The sequence below is a fragment of the Methylobacterium sp. Leaf465 genome, assembly GCF_001424705.1.
GTDB lineage: Bacteria > Pseudomonadota > Alphaproteobacteria > Rhizobiales > Beijerinckiaceae > Methylobacterium.
Genome location: NZ_LMRA01000001.1, coordinates 587,974 through 610,732 on the forward strand (window position 1 = coordinate 587,974; position 22,759 = coordinate 610,732).

Here is a 22,759-nt window from a genome sequence, read left to right on the forward strand (position 1 = left end):
CGGCCAACGACCCCTGCGAATGAGCCGGCTCCTCTCGGGGTCGGCTCTTTCGTTTCGACTTCCCGGCCATCGATGCGCATGAAGCGCGCCGAACGGCGTCGGCTCCGGCGTCCGGCCCAGTCTGCACTGTTGAAGCGGTGACGCCGGCACGATACGCACGAAACCAGAGCGGTGGCCGTTGCCGGACGCCATCTTCCAACCCACCTTGGCCATATGCTCGATCAAGGCCCGCCCCAGCCTTCCCCCACCGCCGAAGCCGATGGCTCGGAGGCGGCCGACGTCCCCTTCGGCGCCCTCCAGCAATGCGTGGCCCTGCGCGACTGGCTGCTGAGCGAGGGGGCCCGCATGCCGAAAGCGGAAGACCTGCTCTCCGGCCTCGCCGAACGCCTGATCGCGCTGGATGTGCCGGTGGACCGCGCCACCACGGCCATCGACGCCCTGCATTCCGAATATTCCGGCGTCGGGCGGTTCTGGACCCGCGAGACGGGCTCTACGGTCCGTCTGTTCCCGCACGGGGAAGCGTCGGACAAGGCCTATCGGGCAAGCCCGTTCTTCCGTGTTCACGAAACCGGCGCGTGGCTGATCCTCGATCTCGCCGAGACCCCGGATGAGGCCTTCGCTGTCATTCCGGACCTGAAGGCCGAGGGCTACCGGCACTACATCGTCGCGCCGCTGTTCTTCACCAACGGCACGCGCAACGGCATCTCCTTCGCCACCCGATCCGAAGCGGGGTTCCGCGACGAGGACGTGGCGATTCTCCGCTTCGTTATGCCGACACTGGCGGCGGTCATGGAGATGCGCAGCGTCAACAAGCAGCTGGATCACGTCCTGCGGATCTATGTCGGCGACGAGCCGCACAAGGCGATCCTCGGCGGCTCCATCCGTCGCGGTCACGTCCAGCGCATCCGCTCGGCGATCCTGTTTGCCGACATGCGCGATTACACGCGCATCTCCGCCGACATGACGCCGGAAGAGGCGGTCGACCTCCTGAACATCTTCTTCGACTGCCTGGTGCCGGCCATCGAGCGCGAGGGCGGCGAGGTCCTGAAATATCTCGGCGACGGCCTGCTGGCGATTTTTCGCGAGCCCGGAGACGATTTGGGTGGTGCCGCCAAGGGGGCGCTCACCGCCTCGCAGAGCGCCATGGCGGCCCTCGCGGAGGCCAATGCGCTCGGCCGCTTCGCCAATCCCGTGGCCGCCGGCATCGCCCTGCATCACGGCGAGGCCGCCTACGGCAATGTCGGCTCCGGCGCCCGACTGGACTTCACCGTGATTGGACGCGACGTGAACCTGGCGAGCCGCGTCGCCCGGCTGAACCGAACGCTGGGCGAACCGATCCTGATGACGAAGCCCTTCGTCGACTTCCTCTGGGACATGCCTGAGCCTCTGGGCGAACATGCGCTCGATGGGTTCGCCGAACCCATGGGTGTCTATCGGCCGGCGCGCCCGCCTGCTGCCTGAGACCCGCTCGGGGATTGACCCCGATGCGCGGACGGCCCACATCAGGGGTGTTCCAGGGAGATCCCCGGCAAGGGGCTGAGAAACCGATGGCCGTCCGCTCGCGGATGGCGGCGCGGAAATCCTTCGAACCTGACCCGGTTCATACCGGCGTAGGGATTGGACCGCGGGTTTCTCCTCGAGCCCGGCACGCTTCACGACGCGAAGCTGCAGCCCCACCAATCTCGACGCCTGTTGCGGAGATTGTGTTGGACGTGACCCCGAACGCCTTCCTCAACCTGCGACGGACGCATGGCGTTGCGCCGCCGGCCGCCGTTGCCCCGGCACGCAGTGACGTGGTCGTCGTCGGCGCCGGCCTGATCGGGCTGTCGATCGCTTGGCGCCTGACGCAGGCCGGGCGATCGGTGACCGTGGTGGAGCGCGACACCGTCGGCGCCGGGGCGAGCCTCGCCGCCACCGGTATGCTGGCTCCCGCTGCCGAGCACGAGCCCGGCTCCGACCCGCTGCTGCCCCTGGCCCTGGAGAGCCTGTCGCGCTGGCCGGGTTTCCGCGATGCCCTTCAGGCCGCGGCCGGCCTCGACATCGACTACCGAGAGGAGGGCACCCTGGTGCTGGCCATCGGCCGCGACGAGGTCGAGCGCCTGCGCTTCCGGCACGATCTGCAGAAGCGCTCCGGCCTCGACGCTCGCTGGCTGACCGGTCCCGAGGCCCGGGCCCGCGAGCCGCGCCTGCGCCCCGCCGTCACCGCCGGCCTGTACTGCCCGCACGACCATCAGGTCGATCCGAGCCGGGTAATGGCCGCCCTCGTGCGGGCCTGCCTCGCCGCAGGAGTCGCCATCGTGGAGGGCTGCGCGGTCGAGGCGCTGGATTGGAGTGCCGACCGGGTCACTGGCGTCCGTACGGCCCAGGGCATCAGCCGGGCCGACACCGTCGTGCTCGCCTCCGGCGCCTGGAGTGGGGAGACGGGACTCCTGCCCGATCATCTCGCCCTGCCGGTCCGGCCCCTGCGCGGCCAGTCCCTCGCCCTACGGACCACGGCCCGCACCGGCACCCTCGCCCACATGGTCTGGACCGAGCAGGTTCACATGGCGCCGAAGAGCGACGGCCATCTCATCGTCGGCGCGACGGTGGAGGATTGCGGCTTCGTCCCCGGCGTCACGGCCGGCGGCCTCTACGCCCTGCTGGAGGGCGCCCGCCGCGTCCTGCCCGGCATCGAGGAGATGGCAGTGGAGGCGATCTGGAGCGGCTTCCGGCCGACCTCGGACGACGATGCGCCGATCATCGATGCCCTGGCGCCCGGCCTCGTCGTCGCCACCGGTCATCACCGCAATGGCTACCTGCTGGCCCCCGCCACCGCCGATGCGGTCGCGGCCCTGGTCGCCGAGGGAACGCTGCCGGATTACGCCCGGGATTTTGGTCGAGCCCGCTTCGCGTCGGCACCGCAGAGGGTGTTCGCATGAAGCTCACGGTCAACGGAGAGGCCCGCGAGAGCACGGCTGCCGACCTCGACGCCCTGTTCCGGGAGGAGGCCGAGGAGACCGGCATCGAGAGCCCTCAGGGCATCGCCATCGCGCTAAACGGGTCCGTGGTTCGCCGCCGGGACTGGGCGCTCACCGCCCTCAGCGACGGCGACCGCGTCGAGATCGTCCGCGCGATGCAGGGCGGATGATCGATAGGGGGGAGACATCATGACAGGAAGGTGGGAATGACCGAGATCGCGAACGACACTGACTCGCTGGTGATTGGCGGTGTGAGCCTGGGCTCGCGTCTTTTCATCGGTACCGCCGGCTACCCCACCCAGAGCATTCTGTTCGATGCGGTGGCGGCGTCCGGCGCCGAGGTGGTCACGGCCTCGATCCGGCGGGTTTCGCTCCAGGGGCACGGCTCAGATACGCTGCGCCGGCTCAAGGGGCACCGCTTCCTGCCCAACACCGCCGGCTGCGAGACGGCGCGCGACGCGATCATGACCGCCGAACTCGCCCGCGAGGCCCTCGATACGAACTGGATCAAGGTCGAGGTCATCGGCGATCGCGAAACGCTGTATCCCGACGTGGCCGAGCTGCTGGATGCCTGCCGCCACCTCGTCGATGACGGCTTCACCGTGCTGCCCTATTGCAACGACGATCCGGTGGTCTGCCAGCGTCTCGCCGATCTCGGCTGCGCCGCCGTGATGCCCATGGGCTCGCTGATCGGCTCCGGCATGGGTGTGGCCAACCCGGCCAACCTGGAGCTGATCTGTCGGCGCTCGCCGGTGCCGGTGATCGTCGATGCCGGCATCGGCACCGCCTCCGACGCGGTCATCGCCATGGAGCTCGGCGCCGCCGGCTGCCTCCTCAACACCGCGGTCGCCAAGGCCGACGATCCTGTGCGGATGGCTCGTGCCATGCGCAACGCCGTCCAGGCCGGTCGCGACGCGTATCTTGCCGGCCGCATCCCGAAGCGGGGCCGGGCCGAGCCGTCGAGCCCGCAACTCGGTCTCGTGGGCTCGTGAGCCGGGTTGCGTCCGACGCGCCCGCTACCGGCGCACGGCGATGAGCGGCCTGCCCGCGCGGCTGCTGGTGGTGACGGACAGGTCGGCGACCGACGTACCGGAGGTCGCCACCCGGAACATCCGCGCCACCCTCGAACGCCTCCTGCGGGCCGGCGCCCGCTGGGTCTGGTTTCGGGAGCGCGACCTGGCGCCGGATGCACGGCGCGCGCTCGCCCGGGATATCGCGCGCCTGGTTCAGGCCGAGGGCGGTTCACTGACCATCGGCGCCGATGTGGCGCTCGCCGCCGAACTCGGGGCCGACGGAGTCCATCTGCCCGGTGGAACCACCGCGGCCGAGATCGCCGAAGCCCGCCGGCGCCTATCCGGCGGTCGCATCGGGGTTTCGGCGCACACACTGGAGGAGATCGCGGTGGCCGCGCGGTCCGGCGCCGACTACGCTACCCTCAGCCCGATCTTTCCGACGCAGAGCAAGCCCGGCTACGGTCCCGCCCTCGGAGCGGCGGCCCTGGAAACCGCCGCCGTGTTCGGCATGCCGGTCATCGCCCTCGGGGGAATCACGGTCGACCGCGTGGACGCATGCCGCGCTGCGGGCGCTGCCGGCGTCGCGGTGATGGGCGCACTGATGCACGGCGTGGACCCGGTGGCCGAGGTGCGCGCCTATCTCGCCCGCCTCGGCGCGACATCCGACGAGCGGTGACAGGCAAGGAGGCAGCGCATGTGGGGAAAGAACCGCTTTCTCGAGCGCGTAAGGGTGCAGCATCCGATCATCCAGGCGCCGATGATCGGACCGAAGCCGGCCCTTGCCGCCAGCGTCAGCGCGGCCGGGGGCCTCGGCTCCCTCGCCTGCGCGGCGATGAACCCGGACACGGTACGCAACGAAGCGGCGGCGATTCGGGCGCGGACGGACGCGCCGTTCAACCTGAACTTCTTCTGTCACGTGCCGGACGTGCCGGATGCAGCGCGCGAGTCCGCCTGGCGCAGCCGGCTCGCGCCCTACTATGCGGAACTCGGCCTTGATCCGTCGGCTCTGATCGTCATGGCACAGCGGTCGCCCTTCGACGCTGCGATGCTCGCGGCCGTCGCCGACGTCCGGCCGGCGGTGGTCAGCTTCCATTTCGGCCTGCCGGAAGCGGCGCTCCTCGACCGCGTCCGGGCGCTCGGCTGCATCATTCTCTCGTCCGCAACCACGGTGCGCGAAGCGCGCTGGCTCGCCGAGCGCGGGGTCGATGCGATCATCGCGCAGGGAGCCGAAGCCGGCGGGCATCGCGGCCTGTTCCTCGGCGGCGATCCCGCGACGCAAGTCGGCACGATGGCTCTGGTGCCCCAGGTGGTCGACGCGGTGGACGTGCCCGTCATCGCGGCCGGGGGCATCGCCGATGTCCGCGGGATCGCCGCCGCCTTCATGCTCGGCGCCTCCGCCGTTCAGCTGGGAACGGCCTACCTGCGCTGCACCGAGGCCGGTCTCTCGGGGCCGCACCAGGAAGCCCTGCGCCGCGCCCGCGACGAGGACACCACGATCACCAACGTCCTGACGGGCAAGCCGGCCCGGGGACTCGTGAACCGCGTCATGCGCGAACTCGGGCCCTGGCACGCGGAGGTGCCGGTCTTCCCCACCGCCGCCATCGGGCTTCAGCCCCTGCGGATCGAGGCCGAGCGACGCGGCTCCGGCGACTTCTCGCCCCTCTGGGCCGGGCAGGGGGCGCCCCTTGCCCGCGAGACTGAGGCGGGTCGCCTGACCGTTGAGCTCGCGGAGGGCGCGCTCAGGCTCCTCGGCCGCGCGAGGGCGTGATTACTTCGCCGTGGCCGGGCCGTAGGGCGGCCGGGGGATGGCCCGATGGGCGGCACGCAGCGCCGCCGACCAGCGCTCCCGCAGATCGTGGAAGTAGCTCTCGCCGGCTTCGATCCGGTGGTTTACCTCGAGGTCGAGGGCGTTGCGGCGGGCGACCGCGATGTCGATGGGCAGGCCGACGCCGAGGTTCGAGCGCATCGTCGAATCCATCGAGACGAGGCCGACCTTGAGGGCGTCGTAGAGGTCGGTCTCGTACTTCACCGCCCGGTCCAGGATCGGCTTACCGTACTTGTGTTCCCCGATCTGCAGAAAAGGCGCGTCGCCGCTGCACTCGATGAAGTTGCCGGCCGAGTAGATCAGGTAGAGCTTCATCGGGTCTGAGCCGATCTGTCCGCCGAACAACAGCGAGACCGAGAAGCGCAGGTTGGCCGCCTCGAACCCCGCCTTCTCGATCTCGCGGACCCGCCGAATGGCGCGGCCCACGAGCTGGGCCGCCTGGAACATCGTCGGCGCCTCTACGAGCTTCATCTTCGGCTCGCCGGCATCGCCCTCGACTCCCTCGGCCAGAAGGCTGAGGACCGACTGGGTGATCGAGAGATTCCCGGCGGAGGCCAGCATCATCACGCGCTCGCCCGGCACGTTGAAGTGGTGGAGCTTGCGGTAGGTCGAGATGTCGTCGAGCCCGGCATTGGTCCGGGTGTCGGCGATCATCACCAGCCCCTCCTCGACGAGGACACCGACGCAGTAGGTCATGGAGCGGTCTTTCTCGCGCGTCCGTCCGCGATCAGGACTGGACGGAAGCCTGTGCTTGCTCGACGCGAAGCGTCACGTCGAGTGTTTCTGTCCCGCCGCCCATGCGGCTGCCGCGAATCGGAGCCGCCCCGAGATAGTCGAGGGCGACAGCCACGCGGATATGCGCCTCGGTGGTGGCGATACCGTGGGCGGCGTCGAAGCCGATCCAGCCGAGCCCCGGCACCAGCGATTCGGCCCAGGCATGGCCGGAGCCTTGATCCGCATCCCGGTCGGCGTGGTGGTAGTAGCCCGAGACGTAGCGGGTGGGAATCTCGAGGTGGCGGGCCGCCGCGATGAAGAGATGGGTGATGTCCTGGCAGACGCCCTTCTCCTGCACGAAGGCCTGCGCGGCGTTCGTGCTGGCGCTGGCCGGGCCGGGGACGAAGGTGACCCGCTGGTGCACGGCGGCGAGCAGCCGGTGCAGACACGGTAGGGGGGCCGGGTCGCCGGCCGCCGCGATCTCCTGGGCGAAGGCCTGAATGGCGTCGTTGGCCAGGGCGAGATCTGAATCCCGCAGGTAGAACACGTCCGGCAGGCGCTCGATGGTGCCGCGCACGATGCCGTGCATCTCCAGGGTGTCGACCTCTCCGGTGACCCGGATCGACAGGGCCTCGGCCGGCTCGTCCGCCGTGAACCAGTGCACCACGTTGCCGAAGCCATCCTCGCGCTCGCTCACGCGGCCGTCGACGGAGGGCTCGATGCGCCAGCGCCGGACATACTGGCCGTCATGGTCGCGAGGACGCAGACGCAGGACCTGAATCAGCCCGCGGGCGGGCTGCTCATAGGTATAGTTGGTCTCGTGGAAGACGCGGATTCGCATGCGGCGACCTTTGCGCGGCGTCGGGCCGGGGCCGGCCCTATACCAGATATTGCTCGATGACCGCTGCGCCGAGGCGATTGTTCTCGACGATGAACTCCGTCACGAACTCATGCAGGCCGGATGAGAAGATGCGGTTGATGTTCTCGCCTTCCAGGCGTGCCAGGGTATTGCTGGCCAGGCGCTGGCTCGCGCCGCGCCGCCCGTAGGCGTCGGCGATGAGGTCGAGGTGCTCCACCAGCATGCCGTAGCAGTTGGTGAAGGAGCGCGGCATCTGCCGGTTCAGGATGAGAAGATCGGCCACCAGGAGTGGCTTCACGCTCTCGCGGTAGACCCAGTGATAGGCGTTGAAGGCCGAGACCTCGCGCAGGATCGTGGTCCACTGGAAATAATCGAGGCTGCCGCCGATCTTCTCCGTGGCGGGGAGCAGGATGCGGTACTTCACGTCCAGGATGCGGGCGGTGTTGTCCGCCCGTTCGATCGCCGTTCCGAGGCGTGTGAACCAGTAGGCGTCGTTGCGCAGCATCGTGCGGTAGGCCGAACCGTCGAAGGCAAGGGAGACGCCCTTCACCCAGTCCAGGAAGCGGGTGAACTCGTCGCGGTTGAGGTCGCGTCCCTCGTAGTTGCGCAGTTCGAGCCAGGCGCCGTTGATGGCGTCCCACATTTCGGTGGTCAGCGCCGTGCGGACGCTGCGGGCATTCTCGCGCGCGGTCTCGATGCAGGAGCGGATCGAGGAAGGATTGTGGGGGCTGAAGGCAAGGAAATCGCAGACGGTCGCTTCCGTGACGCTGGCGTAGAGCGGCTTGAACACGTCCGGATCGCCAGCCGAGGCCAGGGCGGAGGCCCACTCGTTGGTCTCGCCGCCGCCGTAGCTCGACGGCAGGGCGGCCAGGCGCAGGGCGGCATCGAGGATGCGGGCGACGAACTCCGCTCGCTCGGCGTAGCGCGAGAGCCAGTACAGGTTGTCGGCGGTCCGGGACAGCATGGGGTTCCATCGGGACGTCGGCTGGCGTCGGAAACGCAGGCCGCAGGGCGAAAAGGACTATGCCGGAGCCGGCACGGACTTGGAAAGGCACCCGGGACGGAAGGCCCCGCCGGATGCCGCGCGATGGCTCAGGCGTCGAGGACCCAGGTGTCCTTGGTGCCGCCGCCCTGGCTTGAGTTCACGACGAGCGACCCTTCCTTCAGCGCGACCCGGGTGAGGCCCCCGGGGACGATGCGGATTTCGTCCGAGCCGCACAGCACGAAGGGGCGCAGATCCACGTGCCGGGGTGCGACCCCGGATGCGACGAAAGTCGGGCAGGTGGAGAGGGCCAAGGTCGGCTGGGCGATGAAGCCGTCCGGCGCATGCTTCAGCTTGCGTCCGAACTCCTCGATCTCGCGCTTGGTGGCGTGTGGGCCGACCAGCATGCCGTAGCCGCCGGAGCCGTTGACCTCCTTCACCACGAGCTCGCTGAGATTGTCCATCACATAGGCGAAAGCCTCTTTCTCGCGGCAGCGGTAGGTCGGCACGTTGTGCAGGATCGGCTCCTCGCCGGTGAAGAACTTCACGATCTCCGGCATGTAGCTGTAGACCGCCTTGTCGTCGGCGATGCCGGTACCGACGGCGTTGGCCAGGGTCACGGTCCCGCGCTCGTAGGCGTTCATGATGCCGGGGACTCCGAGCACCGAGTCCGGGCGGAAGACTAGCGGATCGAGGAAATCGTCGTCGAGACGGCGGTACAGCACGTCGACCCGGCGGGGCCCCTCGGTCGTCCGCATGTAGACGACGTCGTCCTTGGTGAAGAGGTCGGAGGCCTCGACGAGGTCGACGCCGAGCTTGTCGGCCAGGAACGAGTGTTCGTAGAAGGCCGAGTTGTAACGACCCGGCGTCAGCAGCGCGACGGTGGGGTCGCGGGTCGCCGTGGACGGCGCGAGGCTGCGCAGGGTCGCCAGCAGGGCGTCGGGATAGTTCTCCACCGGTGCGACGCGGTGGCGGGAGAACAGCTCCGGGAACAGCCGCAGCATGACCTCGCGGTTCTCGAGCATGTAGGAGACGCCGGACGGGGTCCGGGCATTGTCCTCCAGCACGAAGAAGTCGTTCTCCCCGGTGCGGACGATGTCGATGCCGGCGATGTGGACGTAGAGGTCGTGCGGCACCCGGAAAGCGCGCATTTCCATGCGGTAATGCGGGTTGCGGTAGACGAGGTCGGCCGGGATCACGCCGGCCTTGATGCATTCCTGCGCCCCGTAGATGTCCTTCAGGAAGGCGTTGATGGCGGTGACGCGCTGCTTGAGGCCTCGCTCCAGGAAACCCCATTCGGGCTTCGTGATGACCCGCGGGATTATGTCGAAGGGTATCAGCCGTTCGGTGGACTCGTTCGCGCCGTAGACCGCGAAAGTGATGCCGATGCGCCGGAACAGCATCTCGGCCTGGCTGCGGCGGGTGTTGAAATGCTCGGGCGGCGTGGTGTCGAGCCAGTGCTTCAGGCTGTCGTAGGCTTCGCGCACGGCGGGGTTGCTCAGCGCCCCATCGGGCAGCCCGGTCATCTCGTCGAATGCAGCGAGCGCCATTCGCGTCTCCCCCTTGAACACCGTTTCTTGTCTAGGCAAGAGGCGCGCCAGCGTCTTGGGATCGGAGTCCGCGCCCACCGCCCTTGCGTGTAGGGTAGCACGTTCAGATCAACTTCAAGCCCTTGAAGCTGGCGTGACCCTCCCGACCCAGGATGATGTGATCGTGGATCAGGATGCCGAGGGGGTCCAGCACCCCGATGAGCTCGCGGGTCATCCGGATGTCGGCGGCCGAGGGAGTGGGGTCGCCCGAGGGATGGTTATGAGCCAGGATGATGGCGGTGGCCGAGAGTTCGAGGGCACGGCGCGCCACCTCGCGCGGATAGACTGGCGTGTGGTCGACGGTTCCCCGCCCCTGGACCTCGTCGGCGATCAGGTGGTTGCGTCGGTCGAGGAACAGCACGCGGAACTGCTCGCGCGCCGCGAAAGCCATGGTGGCGCGGCAATATTCCAGCACGGCGCTCCACGACGAGAGCAGAGGGCGGTCGGCGATCGCCCCGCGCGCCAGCCGATGCCCTGCCGCTTCGATGAGCTTCAGGTCGGCGATGACTCCGGGGCCGATGCCTTCAATTTCAGCAAGTCGCGCCGGCTCAGCGCTCACCACCTCGGCAAAGCTGCCGAAGCGTCGGATCAGGGCCTTGGCCAGGGGCTTCACGTCCCGGCGGGGAATGGCCCGGAACAGGGCGAGTTCGAGAAGCTCGTAATCCGGAAGGGCCTCGGCCCCACCCTGGGCGAACCGGGCGCGCAGGCGGTCGCGATGGCCGAGGTAATGCGGCTCGCCGTCCGACGGGTCGGGCGCGGACGGCGGCCGGGTGGTCATGAGCCCGAAATCAACCGGCGGTCGGCGCGGGCTGGTGCAGACCCATGGGCGAGAGAGTGAAGATTTCCGCCCCCGTCTCCGTCACCGCCACGGTGTGCTCGAACTGCGCCGAGAGCGAGCGGTCGCGGGTGACCGCGGTCCAGCCGTCGGAGAGGACCTTCACCGCTGGCCGGCCGAGATTGATCATGGGCTCGACGGTGAAGAACTGGCCGGGCTGGAACTTCACGTCGTAGCTCGGCTCGACGTAGTGCAGGATGGTGGGGGCATCGTGGTAGGTGCGCCCGAGGCCGTGGCCGCAGAAATCCCGCACGACGGAGCAGCGCTCCGCCTCGGCATAGGCCTGGATCGCCCGGCCGATATCCGTGGTGGAGCCCCCCGGCTTGATCGTCGCGATGCCGCGCATCAGGCACTCGTGGGTGATCTCGCACAGGCGCTGGGCCTTGCGCGGCACCTCTCCGACATAGGCCATCCGGCTCGAGTCGCCGTGCCATCCGTCGACGATGAGGCAGATGTCGAGGTTGACGATGTCGCCCTCGCGCAGGGGCTTGTCGTTCGGGATGCCGTGGCAGACCACGTGGTTGATCGAGGTGCAGATCGATTTCGGATAGCCGCGGTAGAGCAGCGAGGCCGGATAGGCGCCGTGGTCCATGGCGAAGGTGTAGGCGAGCTTGTCGAGATGGTCCGTTGTGATGCCGGGAGCGGTGGCCTCCATCAGCAGATCCAGGGCTTCCGCGGTCAGACGGCCGGCCTTGCGCATGCCCTCGAAGGCCTCCGGTCCATGAATCGGCGGCTGGGGCGCGCGGCGTCCGCTCTCGGACACGGCCTGTTCGTTCTGGGTCATGGGGACGTTTCGCGGAGGGGAACCGGGGCGGGGCCTGCCCCTATGTACGGTGACGCGCGCGCGAGGCCAACCCTTCGCGCGCTGCGCACTAGGATTGCGCCGAGGGAGAGGCTAGAGACGGGTCCCGGCAGACCCCGACAACACGGATGCCCGCACGAGCACGATCCTTCCTCGAGGACGAGGCTTCGGCGGGCCGGCAGGCAGGACGAGGCGATGGCTGACAAGGCGGTCCCGCATTTCCACAATGAGCCCGGCGTGGCGGTCATTCACGTCGGCTCCAAGGAGTTCATGTGCATCGGGGCCAAGCCCCCCTTCGATCATCCCCACATCTTCCTCGACATGGGCACGGACGACGAGACCATCTGCCAGTACTGCTCGACGCTGTTCCGCTACCGGCCGACCCTGGCCGCTGGCAACGCCGATCCGGCGATCTGCGTCTGGGACGACCGGACCTCGGCCGCCGCCTGATCAGGCGAGGCGGCTCCGTGCCGGCCCTGAACATCGCCATCGTCGGCGCGGGCATCGGCGGCCTGACGGCTGCGCTTACCCTCGATTCCGCCGGCCATGCCGTCACCCTCATCGAGCGCCGCACCGGATTCAGCGAAGTCGGGGCCGGGATCCAGCTGTCGCCGAATGCCAGCCGAGTGTTGATCGGCCTCGGCCTCGGCGCCGCCCTGCGACGCGCGGCGAGCGAGCCGCCGGCAGTGGTGGTGCGGGCCCTGACGAGTGGGACGGTCATAGGCGGCGTCGCTCTAGGAGCCCATCTGCGCGAGCGCTTCGGCGCGCCCTACTACGTCATCCACCGGGCCGACCTGCAGACCCTGCTCCTCGACGCTGTGCGCGGCCGGCCGGGTATCCGCCTCCTGATGGGACGGGACGTGACCGGTCTGGCGGAGCGGCCGGACGGTGTCGACCTGACCCTGGAAAGCGGCACGGGCACGCGGACCGAGCGGTTTTCCGCCGACCTCGTCATCGGGGCCGACGGTGTACGCTCCCGCCTGCGCGGCCACCTCGACGGCAAGGACCTGAGGTCCGGGCGTGCCGCGGCGTGGCGGGCCATCGTTCCGCGGGAAGCCCTGCCACCCGAACTTTCGGGCGAGGCCACGGGCCTGTGGCTTGGGCCGGCGCGCCACGTGGTGCATTACCCGATCCGGGGTGGCCAGCACGTCAACGTCGTCGCCGTGATTCCGGAGCGGAAGGGCAGCGAGGGCTGGGGCCAACTCGGTGAGCCGGCCGTGCTGCGCGCCCGCTTTCGCGACGCGGCGCTGCCCCTCGCGGCCCTCCTGGCCGTACCGGATTCCTGGCTGGTCTGGTCGCTGGAGGATCGGGGTGCCGCCCGTCCGATGGCACGCGGACGGCTGGCCCTGATCGGGGATGCCGCCCATCCGATCCTGCCCTTCCTCGCACAGGGGGCCGCCCTCGCCATCGAGGATGCGGCGATCCTCGCCAGAGAACTGGGCGCGGACGGCGCCGATCTCGGTGCCGCCCTGGCCCGCTACGATGCGGTGCGGCGTGCGCGGGTGCGCCGCGTTCGCCGGGCCGCCCGTGCCAATGGCCGGACCTATCATGCGGGGGCTCTCGTCGGCACGATCCGTAATGTCGTGATGGGCCGCCTCGGGCCGGACGGAATGAACCGTCGCTACGCCTGGCTCTACGGCTGGACGCCTTGATCTGCGGAGGCCGCCCCGCTACCGCTGATGCCGGCATGCGGACGTGGCGAAACCGGTAGACGCACGAGACTTAAAATCTTGCGGCCTTTGGCTGTGCGGGTTCGAGTCCCGCCGTCCGCACCAATCCATTGAAATCGTGAACGGTGCCAGTAAGATGCTGGCAACAAGGTGTTTTTCGGCGCTCCTCGCTACAAAGGGCGCTACAAATGGCCGTTCCGATGACCTCCCTTAGCCGTGCCTCCAACGGGGATTGGTTCGCCCGTAAGGGCATCCCCAAGGACGTTCGCGAAGCGTACAAGCAAGCGTTCGGCGTCTCACAGGAGGAGCGTTTCCGTCGCCCTGGGAGCTTGTCCACGGGTTCCGCGAAGGCAGAGCTGCGCGAGTGGGACGCGACCGTAACGGGCCGTATCGAGGCCCTGAGGGCCGCTGCGAGGGGCGAGGGGAGAAGCCTGAACCACCGGGAGGCGCACGGGCTAGCGGGTCAGTGGTACGCATGGTTCCTCGAATGGCGGGCGGACCTCCCTGTCTCGGAAGCGGCCGGGGCTGTTGAGCTGGAGGGGCTGGAGGCGGCACATAGCTGCCGTGGGAGCGATGCGGCGCGCGCTTACTTGCGCGAGCGGGGCCGCATCGGAACCTTTCTCACAGAGCGCGAGGTGACTCTCACCCCCGAGGCTGAAGGCTTCCTGGTGGATGTGATCGAACCGGAGTTTCGTGCCGCGTGGGCGCTGCTAGACCGGCAGGCTTCAGGCAACTTCCAGCCTGACGAGCGCCCTCAGCGTCACCCTAAGTTCAAGCAGGCTGCACCGGGGAAGGCGGCACGCCTGACGTGCTGGACGCTCTTCGAAGCATGGATCGCAGAGCGCCGGCCGGGAGCGTCCACGGTGAACCGCTGGCGGGCCGTCTTCCGGGGCCTTGAGGCGTACTTCGAGGGGCGTGACATCGCGACCATCAGCGGAGACGACGCCATCGCCTGGAAGAACACGCTGGTCACCCCCGAGCGGACCGCAGGGGTGGTCAACGATGTGTGGCTAAGGGCGGCCCGTGTCGCCTTCGGGTGGGCACGCGACAACAAGCGCCTCACCATGAATCCCTTCGAGGGGGTCACCGTGGCGGTGGGTAAGGCCCAACCGAAGGTCCGCGAGCGCGAGTTCCTGGAAGAGGAATGGCGCGTGATCCTCAACGCGACCACCGCGCCAGCACCCGGACGCATGGCCGTTCATAATCTCGCGGCACGCCGGTGGGTGCCCTGGATTTGTGCCTATACGGGTTCGCGGCCGGGTGAAGTGACCCAGCTCCGCGCAGAGGACTTCACACGCCACAAAGCGGGCTTTTGGGTCATGAAGATCAACCCCGAGGCCGGGACGGTGAAGGGCGGACAGGCGCGGGTCGTCCCGCTCCACGACCACCTGATTGAGCTGGGTCTCATCGCCTTCGTTGAGCAAGCCGGGAAGGGGCCGCTGTTCTACGACCCTGAGGGCCAGCGGGTGACCCGCGAGGACCCGACCAACCCAGTCCAAGCCCCTTGGGTGAAGCAGCGAAACAAGCTTGCGGAGTGGGTTCGGGGTCTCGGTGTCACGGACACGAACATCAGCCCGAACCATGCCTGGAGGCACACCTTCAAGCGGCGTGCGGCGCGGGCGAAGATTGAGCGGAGGATACGGTTCGCGTTCTGTGGGCACGCCTCGGACGACGTAGGGGACGACTACGAGACCCCCACGGTGGAGGACATGGCCGAGGAGCTGAGGCTGTTTCCCAAGTACGTTCTAGAGGTGCCGGTCTCGTGAACGGACGGCTTGCTTGGATACCCCGACACGGCTTCCAACCAAGGCGAACAGGGGCCCGAAGACCATCCATCCGCTGAGGGGCAGGGCGGTGCCTAACAGCGCCAGCCCCATTCCGCCGATGAACAGCCCCAAGACAGCTCCGAAGGCGCCCAGTCCGAGTGTCCATCTCCCCTCTCGTGAAGGGGCCCATACGCGAAACCAGCGGAGGGCTGCGCGCACTGAGTGGACGACATGCCCCAAGGCGCGCGAGTATCCCGCGTTGATTTCCATTCCTGGCGGCTCTGGTTCATCCGAAAGGCAGTCGGAGCCCTGGAGGAGGGCGCTACCGGCTTCACAGCGTGGACGATAGCGGATGTTGTCGGTCACTCGAACGAAGATGGGCCTCTCGCTATGACGATGAGACGTTACCCGGGGCGCGCTGATGCTAAAGCACTGCGAGCCTGTGTAAATTCCGTTGAATAACCGCCGCCTGGCCCCGCGGAACATTAAAGGGTTGCTCCGAGGGGAGGGGGAGGATGCTGTATGCTTGCTACCTTTACGTGAAAGCAGCATCGTTCCCAGTTGCATTGGGTGTCATGGTAGCGCTTGGGGCATAGCTGCTGGGGAAGTGGTTAGTGAAAGTTTCGATAATCTTCGATCCGTAGTAAGCATATACAAGCCGTTTTTGCGGCTCGTCTTTTGCGAACAAAATTGTAAAAATTAACGCCTTACCAGTCACTACCTCGGCCCTTAGGTATCCTCTCAATTTCCACTGAGAAGCGAGATGGGTGAAATCTCCGTCCCTGTCTGCCTCCCAAGTCGTAATGTCATTGTCCTTGATTGCCTTCTTGAAAGCGTCAAAAAGCGCCTGAGGCCGATTTGTTGGAAACGTAATCACTCAAAGTCTCCACGCTGGTAAGAGAAAATCATAAATCCTTGTCTGTGCGAAGTCTGAAATGGTGCCTTGCGAACGCCTATCAAGAGGTAGTCGGTGTAGGAGAGTTTTTTGGCGCTGCTTGCAATGCACCCTTTGTTTCACCGAAAAAATCTGTGAGGACATCGATCAAAACGGCACGCGCGGTTCCCCCCCGTATACCCCCGCCTGGACGTGAGTGCCTGCGCAGGGAGAAGCACGCTGGCGCCCGTGATGCGCGCGCGGGAGAGGGGGGGCCGCAGAGCGCGTTCGAAGCTGGACGAGACCGTCGATGGCTGGCCCGCCGCTCACAGGTCGCTACCTTTAGCGAACCAAGGACTGCGGGAGAGCATCGCATGGTGACGGTCCATCACTTCAGGGTTTGGGACGTGGCGAAGGACGAGTGGGTCTATCCTCCTCTGAAGAGCCCAGAGGACCGCATCAGAGACGTGGCGAAGGGAGAGGTCATCCCTGGCACCGCTGAAGAGGTGGAGTCGTCCCAGCTAGACGAACACGGCCGGTACGATCCTTCGAAGTCTCAGACCACTTGACGCCGCTCAAACCAATCCATAACAATCTGGCCAACGTTCGTTGGCTGGAATGTGATGGCTATGGCTCAAGGCGCTTTCGTTGCCTACTACCGTGTGAGCACGGCCCGTCAGGGAGCCTCGGGGCTCGGCCTGGAGGCGCAGAAGGAAACCGTTCGGCGCTACCTTAACGGGGGCGACTGGAGCATCCGTGCCGAGTTCGTGGAGGTCGAGAGCGGACGCAAGAGCGACCGACCCGAGCTGGAGCGAGCCCTCTCAGCCGCCCGCTTGCACCGTATTCCGCTCATCGTCGCGAACGTTTCCCGACTTACGCGCTCTTCGGCCTTCCTCCATCGCCTCCTAGAGGCCGGCGTAGAGGTCCGCTTCTGTGACCTTCCGGAGATAGAGGGTCCCACCGGCCGGTTCCTGCTTCAACAGATGGCGTCCGTGGCGGAGCTGGAGGCGGGCATGATTGCCAGCCGCACCAGGGCCGCCCTCCAGGCAGCGAAGGCTCGTGGGACGAAGCTCGGTGGGAACCGGGGCGTGGTGATGTCAGATGCCACCAGGGAGGCCGGCAGAGCCACTAGGACGGCCAAGTCGAAGGCAAGGGCTGTAGACCTCGGGCCCATCCTTGTTGAGCTTCGTGGGGCAGGTATCGAGTCCCTGGGCGGCATCGCAAGGGCACTGAACGAGCGCGGCATCCCAACCGCGCGGGGAGGCTTGTGGTCGCCAATGCAGGTGTCGAGGGTGGTCGCGAAGCTGGCGCCGAAGATGGCCTAGACTTGTTTCCCGGACATCCCCAGTTCAGGCATACGTGAAGGAGAGGTTGGGAGGCTAGGCGCATGAAACGAGACATGGAGCTGGTTCGAGAAATCCTTCTGGCTATCGAGGGTGGCCTCAAGCAAATGGACCTTACTGAAGGCTTGCCCGGTTCTCAGTTCACGCCTGAGCAATTCGAATATCACTACAGCCTCATGGTTGAGCATGGCCTCATTGACCAGATGGCGCGCTCTCTAGGGGGCGGGGTTTATGTGAGAGGTATGACCTGGGAAGGTCATGACTTCATCGACACGCTACGTGACCCAGAAATTTGGAAAAAGACGAAGAGCGCGGCGTCAACGATTGGCGGTGTTGGCTTCAAAGCGACGGTCGAGATTGGGAAGGCGATTGCCAAGCAAAAACTGCAAGAGCTTGGAATTCCTATCCCCTAGGTCCTAGACTTCAGTGCGGTGAAGCTCAAGATTGGAGACAAGGCCGCGTATCGGGCGCTGAACGAGTCCGCGATGTTACGGCACCGGCATGCACCAAGCCAAGGACCGAAGTGGTAGCTTTCACCGACGAGACAACCGCTGACCTTAGATCGCTCATTGAAGCCGACTTCGGTCCACTGCGGGCTGACGCTGAGCTGTGGCGTGACGTACTCTACGATTGGCTGAACTACCGGGCTCGACTCATCCCGCGGCAGCCTCGTGAAGTTATCTTTTCTGAGCAGGTTAAGGCCCATCTATCATCTCAGCCGGCTATCAGCGAGATTGCGGCTGTCTTACGAACAGGCGGAGATGTGTCACCGTGGCTGAGCGAAAGGGTGAGACGTAGAAAGGACGACCCGAAAGCGGACCTGATGTTCAACGACTGGCAGATAAGCCACTTCCATCTTGGGCGCGTATTCGACCGACCTGAGAGAGTTAAGAGAAGCGGCCCACTGCTGTTCGCCTACATCAACCCAGCCAGAGCGGTTCTTCTTGACGTGCAACCCCACAACTCGTGGGCCATGCAATCTCTACTTCGCACCCTGTTGCACACAAGCCCAGCCGACATGAACACGGAGATTAGGGGAATATTGCCCGAACCGCCCATGAGCGATGACCAGCTCTTAATGCTTCGCAAAAAGGGTGTAAACGTGACTATCAACATCGACGGGCGGCCGTTCCTGCCTCCAGGGCTAGCGCTCGCAACTAGCGGCGCGGCCTTCCGCACTGTGCGCCTTGGAGACAACGTTCGCATCATGCTTGATGAAGCGCGCGAGAAGCTAGCCTCCAACAGCCTTGCGCCCTCGCAAATGGCGAAGGTCGCTGGGAGCATCGGCGTCCCCGTCCGGCTGGGCTTGAGGTTCGACGGGTCCACCTTCTATGCCCACGAGAAGAACCGAAAACTCGATCTGATCCGCTCCTCTCCGCTGACGTAGCGGGGGCACTCGATGGACCCTGCGAAACAATCTCGCCACCCTTGACCGAACCCATTGGCCTGTGGCGTGTTCCTCATCCGTTCTCACAGCGGATCGAAGGGGCATCATCGCGTGGCACCGAGAGAAGACACCCGGCCACCTATCTCCTCCTGTCCCATCGAGGCCATCGCTCAAGCCTACCTCGTCACAACCGCGGGCAACGAAGGGCAGGCGCTACGCATCGCCATCACGGATGCCCTAGCGGACCTCATGGAAGGCGACAGGCGAGCCCGAGCGCACAGCCGGCTCATCTCGCGGGGCTACGTGCGTGGTGGTCTGGACGATGCCGCCAAGGAGGCCTGATGCTGTCCCGAACCTCGCTGCCTACCCGTATGTCGTGGTCCGCGTGGCTTGCACCATGTGCCCGCACCGGACGGGGAGCTATCGGCTGGCGAGGCTTGCCGCACGCTTCGGCCCTGAGACGCCGCTAGAGGACGTCTTGAAGCAGATTGCCTTGGACTGTCCGCACCGGGAGCACTCTGGGCGGCGGAAGGGGAACCAGTACGTGCCCCGCTGTCATGCCCACTTCCCGGACCTGGAGCGGGCGCCTACGCCGCCAGACTTGCCGCCTGGGATGATGGGCCTGAGGCTCATCCAGGGCGGGAGGCGGTGAGGGGCCAGCTTACGGGTCCCATGAGTAGGAGAGTGGGGGGGCTTAGGTCACTGCCGAGGCGCTGGGCTGGGTGTCGGCGTAGCCGGATCGTTCGGCTGCGGTGCTGGCGCCCTGGGTGCCTGTGAGGTGGGATTGGAAGGCGCCTGTTGCTGCGGAGTTTGCGGTTGCACTCCCTGGTCCTCCGCTATCGCCTGATTGGCCTTGTTCTGGAGGCCGTCAGCGGTCTGTTGGGTGATGAGCCCATAGGACACAGCCACTGCCAACGCGATGGCGATGACCGCCCCAAGTATCGTCCTCTTGAGCTTGTCCGTCATCGGTGCAGCCTTTCGGGTTAGCTCTGAGCCCAGAGGTCCTTGTGCAGCTCGCAGGGCGGGCGACACATGGCGGATCAGATCCAACTAGGTCGCGAGGCGGGGAGTTGCGAGGCTAACCCCCGGCGGGAGTCGGAAAGGGACATCTGTGCGCAAGCTCAAGGCCGTCATCACCAAAACCCCCCCGCGCCTCTGTTCCGGCGCTTTCCAGGTGATGAGCGGACCACGCTCGGCCGAGTGGAGGCAGGGATAGGGGCTGGCAAGGACGTGATTGCGGGGTTGGTATCCACTCCAATCCAGATTTCCGCTCACCTGACAACGTGACATGTAGAGTCATGGGCTGACGTGTCGCGGTAAGGTAAGCCCGGCTATTGTCGCGTTTCAGGCCGTTGGATGTTCGCTCTCAACCCGCCAATCTACCTCACCGACTGCAGGCGCTCATCCTCCACGAAGCAATCGAGCGCGAGTTTCGCCTTCTCGAAATCGTCACCGCCCAGGAGCGGGAGCAGGGCAACCGCGACGGCTGGGCCCTCGCCCGCATCAAGGTTCGCGAGTTGAGGAGCGTTTGCTCCAAGGTGGTCACCTGTATCCCGTGGACATCAGAGGATCGCTACGGCCTCAAGCCGGAAGACCGGGCGGAGTTGGCCGAGCGCATTGCGGAGATTGGCTTGCGAATGAAGCCGCCGCGCGCAGAGATGGAGATGAAGCGTTCGGTAAAGGCTCGCCGCAAGTCCCTGGTGAAGGCCAAGGCGCCGAACCCGACTGGGAACGCTTCTAAATAATCGACCCGGATGTGGGTAAGTATTGGCGCAAAACTTTTGTCGTGATAACAAAATTCCACTTCAAGTCTAGTTCTTTTTTCGTGGGCATGGGAACTTTCCCTTGCGGGCCGGTGAACAGGCCCTTGGGGATCAACGACGATGATTACGTTCAGCCGCTCCGGTGTGACGGTGCTCGCGGTGAGCCGAACCGGTGTGACCTTGGGTAAATCTTTCGACTGTTTTTACGAGCGAGACAGCCTCAGCCGTGGGCGGCGCTACGTCGATGGGATGTGGGGACCACAGGGCTTCGAGGTCTGGGCCGGGCGGCGCCACCTCATCGTGGAGTGTCCGCCGGTCGCTCGGCTCCTGAAACGCGGGGGAGGGTCCGTACCGACCGCCGCGTGAGAGGGATTACTTTCCACCCGAGGCGCCTCATTCGCTTGGCCGTGACGGGGCCCTCGGAATTACCACCCACCCCAGGAATAATCAGGCGGCTTCCCCTGCCTGGGCGCATCAATTGTTTTCCAGTTGTGTAGCGTTTCCCGCACCGCTTCTTCCGCCTTCGGTCCCCGTTCACGGCAACATCACTTCGCCTGACCGGACCACCTCCACCATCCTCCAAGGAACTCTCACCATGACTACGGCTGTCCTTCACAGCCGGGATGATGACGGCCGTCCGGTCGTTGGCGTCCCGCTGAGCAATCGTCCAGGCGAACGCGCTTGGCTCTACCAGACCAACTACGAAGCCATCTTGGCCGAGCACGGCACGCACTCCTGGTACGTCAACAGCAACGGGAACGGCGGCCTGTGTCCGACGTCAGCACCTGTGGGACAGATTGAGGGTCTTCACGAACGGAGGATGGCTGGTTCATCGTAGCCCCTGAGGAGCGAAGATGAAGCAGACATCNTGTCCGACGTCAGCACCTGTGGGACAGATTGAGGGTCTTCACGAACGGAGGATGGCTGGTTCATCGTAGCCCCTGAGGAGCGAAGATGAAGCAGACATCTGGGCCGGCCAAGAAACCGGCAGAGGCGGTGATCAAGGACATCCGTCGGGCCACACGTCGGCAGTTCTCCTCCGAGGAGAAGATCCGCGTGGTGCTGGAAGRCTTGCGTGGCGAGGACAGCATCGCCGAGTTGTGCCGACGCGAGGGGATCGCCGCCTCAATGTACTACGGCTGGTCCAAGGAGTTCCTGGAGGCGGGCAAGAAGCGCCTGTCGGGGGACACGGCTCGTGCGGCCACCACGGACGAGGTGCGGGATCTGCGGCGCGAGGCGGGGGCGCTGAAGGAGGTCGTAGCTGATCTCGTCCTAGAGAACCGTCTGCTCAAAAAAAGCATGACCGGGGCTGGGGGCGACGAGGCATGAGGTACCCGGCCTCTGAGAAGCTGGAGATCATCCGGCTCGTTGAGCAATCCCACCTGCCGGTGCGTGCCACCCTGGACAAGCTCGGCATCACGCGCTCGACGTTTTACCGCTGGTACGACGCCTACCAGCGCGGCGGCCCCGAGGCGCTGAAGGACCATCCCTCGCAGCCGAGCCGGGTCTGGAACCGTCTACCTGCGGAGATCCGCGAGCAGATCGTAGCCCTGGCTCTGGAGCAGCCTGAACTCAGTCCGCGTGAGCTGGCGGTGCGCTTCACCGACGAGCGCCGCTACTTCGTCTCGGAAGCCACTGTCTACCGGCTCCTCAAGGCTCAGGACCTGATCACCAGCCCGGCCTATATCGTCATCAAGGCTGCCGCCGAGTTCCGCGATAAGACCACCGCGCCCAACCAGCTTTGGCAGACGGACTTCACCTACCTGAAGGTCGTTGGCTGGGGTTGGTACTACCTGTCGACCGTATTGGACGACTTCTCACGCTACATCGTGGCGTGGAAGCTGTGCACGACGATGCAGGCCAGCGACGTCACCGCCACACTCGACCTGGCGCTGGGTGCAGCTGGGCTCGATCAGGCGCGGGTGATGCAGCGGCCACGCCTGCTCTCCGACAACGGGCCGAGCTACGTCGCCAGCGACCTGGCCGACTGGCTCGCCAGCCGAGGCATGACCCACATCCGCGGCGCGCCATGCCATCCTCAAACGCAGGGCAAGATCGAGCGTTGGCATCAGACGCTCAAGAACCGCATCCTGCTGGAACACGCCTACTTGCCCGGTGAGCTGGAGACGCAGATTGCCGACTTCGTCGAACACTACAACCATGCCCGAGCTCATGAGAGCCTGAGCAACCTCACACCCGCCGACGTCTACTTCGGACGCGGCGAAGGGATCCTGGCCGAGCGGGAACGCATCAAGCGTCAGACCCTGATGGATCGCCGCTTGCGCCATCACGCGCAGGCTGCCTAACCTCTTACCCCAGATGGACCAGAGCCTCCGCTCCTGAACACCGCTGAATGTCCCAAATCATCTGACGACAGACA

Annotated in this window: 22 protein-coding genes, 1 tRNA gene and 1 riboswitch; of the genes, 17 read left to right on the forward strand and 6 right to left on the reverse strand. The window is 66.1% G+C overall.

Features of this window, described 5'->3' with window-relative positions:
- The first annotated feature begins 213 nt into the window (after positions 1–213).
- From ASG51_RS02665 to ASG51_RS02690, 6 genes are all read left to right on the forward strand, one after another.
- Positions 214–1,461, forward strand: coding sequence for an adenylate/guanylate cyclase domain-containing protein (locus tag ASG51_RS02665; RefSeq protein WP_056218825.1), 1,248 nt, complete (start codon positions 214–216; stop codon positions 1,459–1,461).
- 45 nt (positions 1,462–1,506) lie between these two features.
- Positions 1,507–1,635: riboswitch (TPP riboswitch) on the forward strand.
- Positions 1,636–1,736: 101 nt separating this feature from the next.
- Entirely contained in the window at positions 1,737–2,918 is a 1,182-nt protein-coding gene (gene thiO, locus ASG51_RS02670; RefSeq protein WP_244479679.1) for a glycine oxidase ThiO, read from the forward strand.
- Positions 2,915–3,127, forward strand: coding sequence for a sulfur carrier protein ThiS (gene thiS, locus ASG51_RS02675; RefSeq protein ID WP_056218832.1), 213 nt, complete (start codon positions 2,915–2,917; stop codon positions 3,125–3,127). Before thiO ends, thiS begins: the two co-directional genes overlap by 4 nt.
- A gap of 36 nt (positions 3,128–3,163) precedes the next feature.
- Positions 3,164–3,949, forward strand: a complete 786-nt coding sequence (locus ASG51_RS02680; protein WP_056218835.1) for a thiazole synthase — start codon at positions 3,164–3,166, stop codon at positions 3,947–3,949.
- Positions 3,950–3,989: 40 nt separating this feature from the next.
- Positions 3,990–4,646, forward strand: coding sequence for a thiamine phosphate synthase (locus ASG51_RS02685; RefSeq protein WP_056273417.1), 657 nt, complete (start codon positions 3,990–3,992; stop codon positions 4,644–4,646).
- Between the two features lie 18 nt (positions 4,647–4,664).
- Positions 4,665–5,738, forward strand: coding sequence for a nitronate monooxygenase (locus ASG51_RS02690; RefSeq protein ID WP_056273414.1), 1,074 nt, complete (start codon positions 4,665–4,667; stop codon positions 5,736–5,738).
- Here the strand turns inward: ASG51_RS02690 and ASG51_RS02695 are convergent, their stop codons facing one another.
- The 6 genes from ASG51_RS02695 to map form a co-directional block, all read right to left on the reverse strand.
- Positions 5,739–6,491, reverse strand: coding sequence for a hypothetical protein (locus ASG51_RS02695; protein WP_056218845.1), 753 nt, complete (start codon positions 6,489–6,491; stop codon positions 5,739–5,741).
- Between the two features lie 31 nt (positions 6,492–6,522).
- Entirely contained in the window at positions 6,523–7,350 is an 828-nt protein-coding gene (locus tag ASG51_RS02700) for a transglutaminase family protein (protein ID WP_056273412.1), read from the reverse strand.
- Between the two features lie 37 nt (positions 7,351–7,387).
- The gene (locus ASG51_RS02705; RefSeq protein WP_056218850.1) at positions 7,388–8,332 is read right to left on the reverse strand and encodes an alpha-E domain-containing protein; all 945 of its coding nucleotides are present in this window, start codon (positions 8,330–8,332) and stop codon (positions 7,388–7,390) included.
- 128 nt (positions 8,333–8,460) lie between these two features.
- Entirely contained in the window at positions 8,461–9,900 is a 1,440-nt protein-coding gene (locus ASG51_RS02710; RefSeq protein ID WP_056218853.1) for a circularly permuted type 2 ATP-grasp protein, read from the reverse strand.
- A 103-nt stretch (positions 9,901–10,003) separates the two neighbouring features.
- On the reverse strand, positions 10,004–10,717 hold the full coding sequence (gene radC, locus ASG51_RS02715) for a DNA repair protein RadC (RefSeq protein ID WP_056218856.1): 714 nt from the start codon (positions 10,715–10,717) through the stop codon (positions 10,004–10,006).
- A gap of 10 nt (positions 10,718–10,727) precedes the next feature.
- On the reverse strand, positions 10,728–11,558 hold the full coding sequence (map, locus tag ASG51_RS02720; protein WP_056378867.1) for a type I methionyl aminopeptidase: 831 nt from the start codon (positions 11,556–11,558) through the stop codon (positions 10,728–10,730).
- 213 nt (positions 11,559–11,771) lie between these two features.
- Between map and ASG51_RS02725 the strand changes: the two genes are divergently transcribed.
- The 11 genes from ASG51_RS02725 to ASG51_RS02785 all read left to right on the forward strand — a co-directional run bounded on the left by ASG51_RS02725 (position 11,772) and on the right by ASG51_RS02785 (position 22,685).
- Positions 11,772–12,026: a zinc-finger domain-containing protein gene (locus tag ASG51_RS02725; protein WP_055956304.1), complete on the forward strand. Its 255-nt coding sequence runs from the start codon at positions 11,772–11,774 to the stop codon at positions 12,024–12,026.
- Between the two features lie 17 nt (positions 12,027–12,043).
- Positions 12,044–13,228 (forward strand): FAD-dependent monooxygenase, encoded by a 1,185-nt coding sequence (locus ASG51_RS02730; protein ID WP_056378869.1) that lies wholly within the window; start codon positions 12,044–12,046, stop codon positions 13,226–13,228.
- A 37-nt stretch (positions 13,229–13,265) separates the two neighbouring features.
- Positions 13,266–13,351 (forward strand) — tRNA-Leu (locus tag ASG51_RS02735).
- 83 nt (positions 13,352–13,434) lie between these two features.
- Positions 13,435–15,012: a hypothetical protein gene (locus ASG51_RS02740; protein ID WP_056378870.1), complete on the forward strand. Its 1,578-nt coding sequence runs from the start codon at positions 13,435–13,437 to the stop codon at positions 15,010–15,012.
- 1,248 nt (positions 15,013–16,260) lie between these two features.
- Complete coding sequence (locus ASG51_RS02745) at positions 16,261–16,455, forward strand: hypothetical protein (RefSeq protein WP_056378872.1); 195 nt, start codon at positions 16,261–16,263, stop codon at positions 16,453–16,455.
- A gap of 60 nt (positions 16,456–16,515) precedes the next feature.
- The gene (locus ASG51_RS02750; protein WP_056378972.1) at positions 16,516–17,211 is read left to right on the forward strand and encodes a recombinase family protein; all 696 of its coding nucleotides are present in this window, start codon (positions 16,516–16,518) and stop codon (positions 17,209–17,211) included.
- A gap of 62 nt (positions 17,212–17,273) precedes the next feature.
- Positions 17,274–17,642, forward strand: coding sequence for a DUF2513 domain-containing protein (locus ASG51_RS02755; protein WP_082513836.1), 369 nt, complete (start codon positions 17,274–17,276; stop codon positions 17,640–17,642).
- Between the two features lie 110 nt (positions 17,643–17,752).
- On the forward strand, positions 17,753–18,616 hold the full coding sequence (locus ASG51_RS23120) for a hypothetical protein (RefSeq protein WP_082513837.1): 864 nt from the start codon (positions 17,753–17,755) through the stop codon (positions 18,614–18,616).
- Positions 18,617–18,727: 111 nt separating this feature from the next.
- A complete protein-coding gene (locus ASG51_RS02765; RefSeq protein WP_056378878.1) occupies positions 18,728–18,958 on the forward strand; it encodes a hypothetical protein in 231 nt (76 codons plus the stop codon).
- Between the two features lie 1,010 nt (positions 18,959–19,968).
- A complete protein-coding gene (locus ASG51_RS02775) occupies positions 19,969–20,361 on the forward strand; it encodes a hypothetical protein (protein ID WP_156389536.1) in 393 nt (130 codons plus the stop codon).
- A gap of 972 nt (positions 20,362–21,333) precedes the next feature.
- Positions 21,334–22,685, forward strand: a protein-coding gene (locus ASG51_RS02785; RefSeq protein WP_156389537.1) for an IS3 family transposase whose coding sequence is annotated in 2 segments (ribosomal slippage) — positions 21,334–21,670 and positions 21,670–22,685 — 1,353 coding nt in all. Because the reading frame shifts where the segments join, the coding sequence is not laid out codon by codon here.
- Positions 22,686–22,759 lie beyond the last annotated feature (74 nt).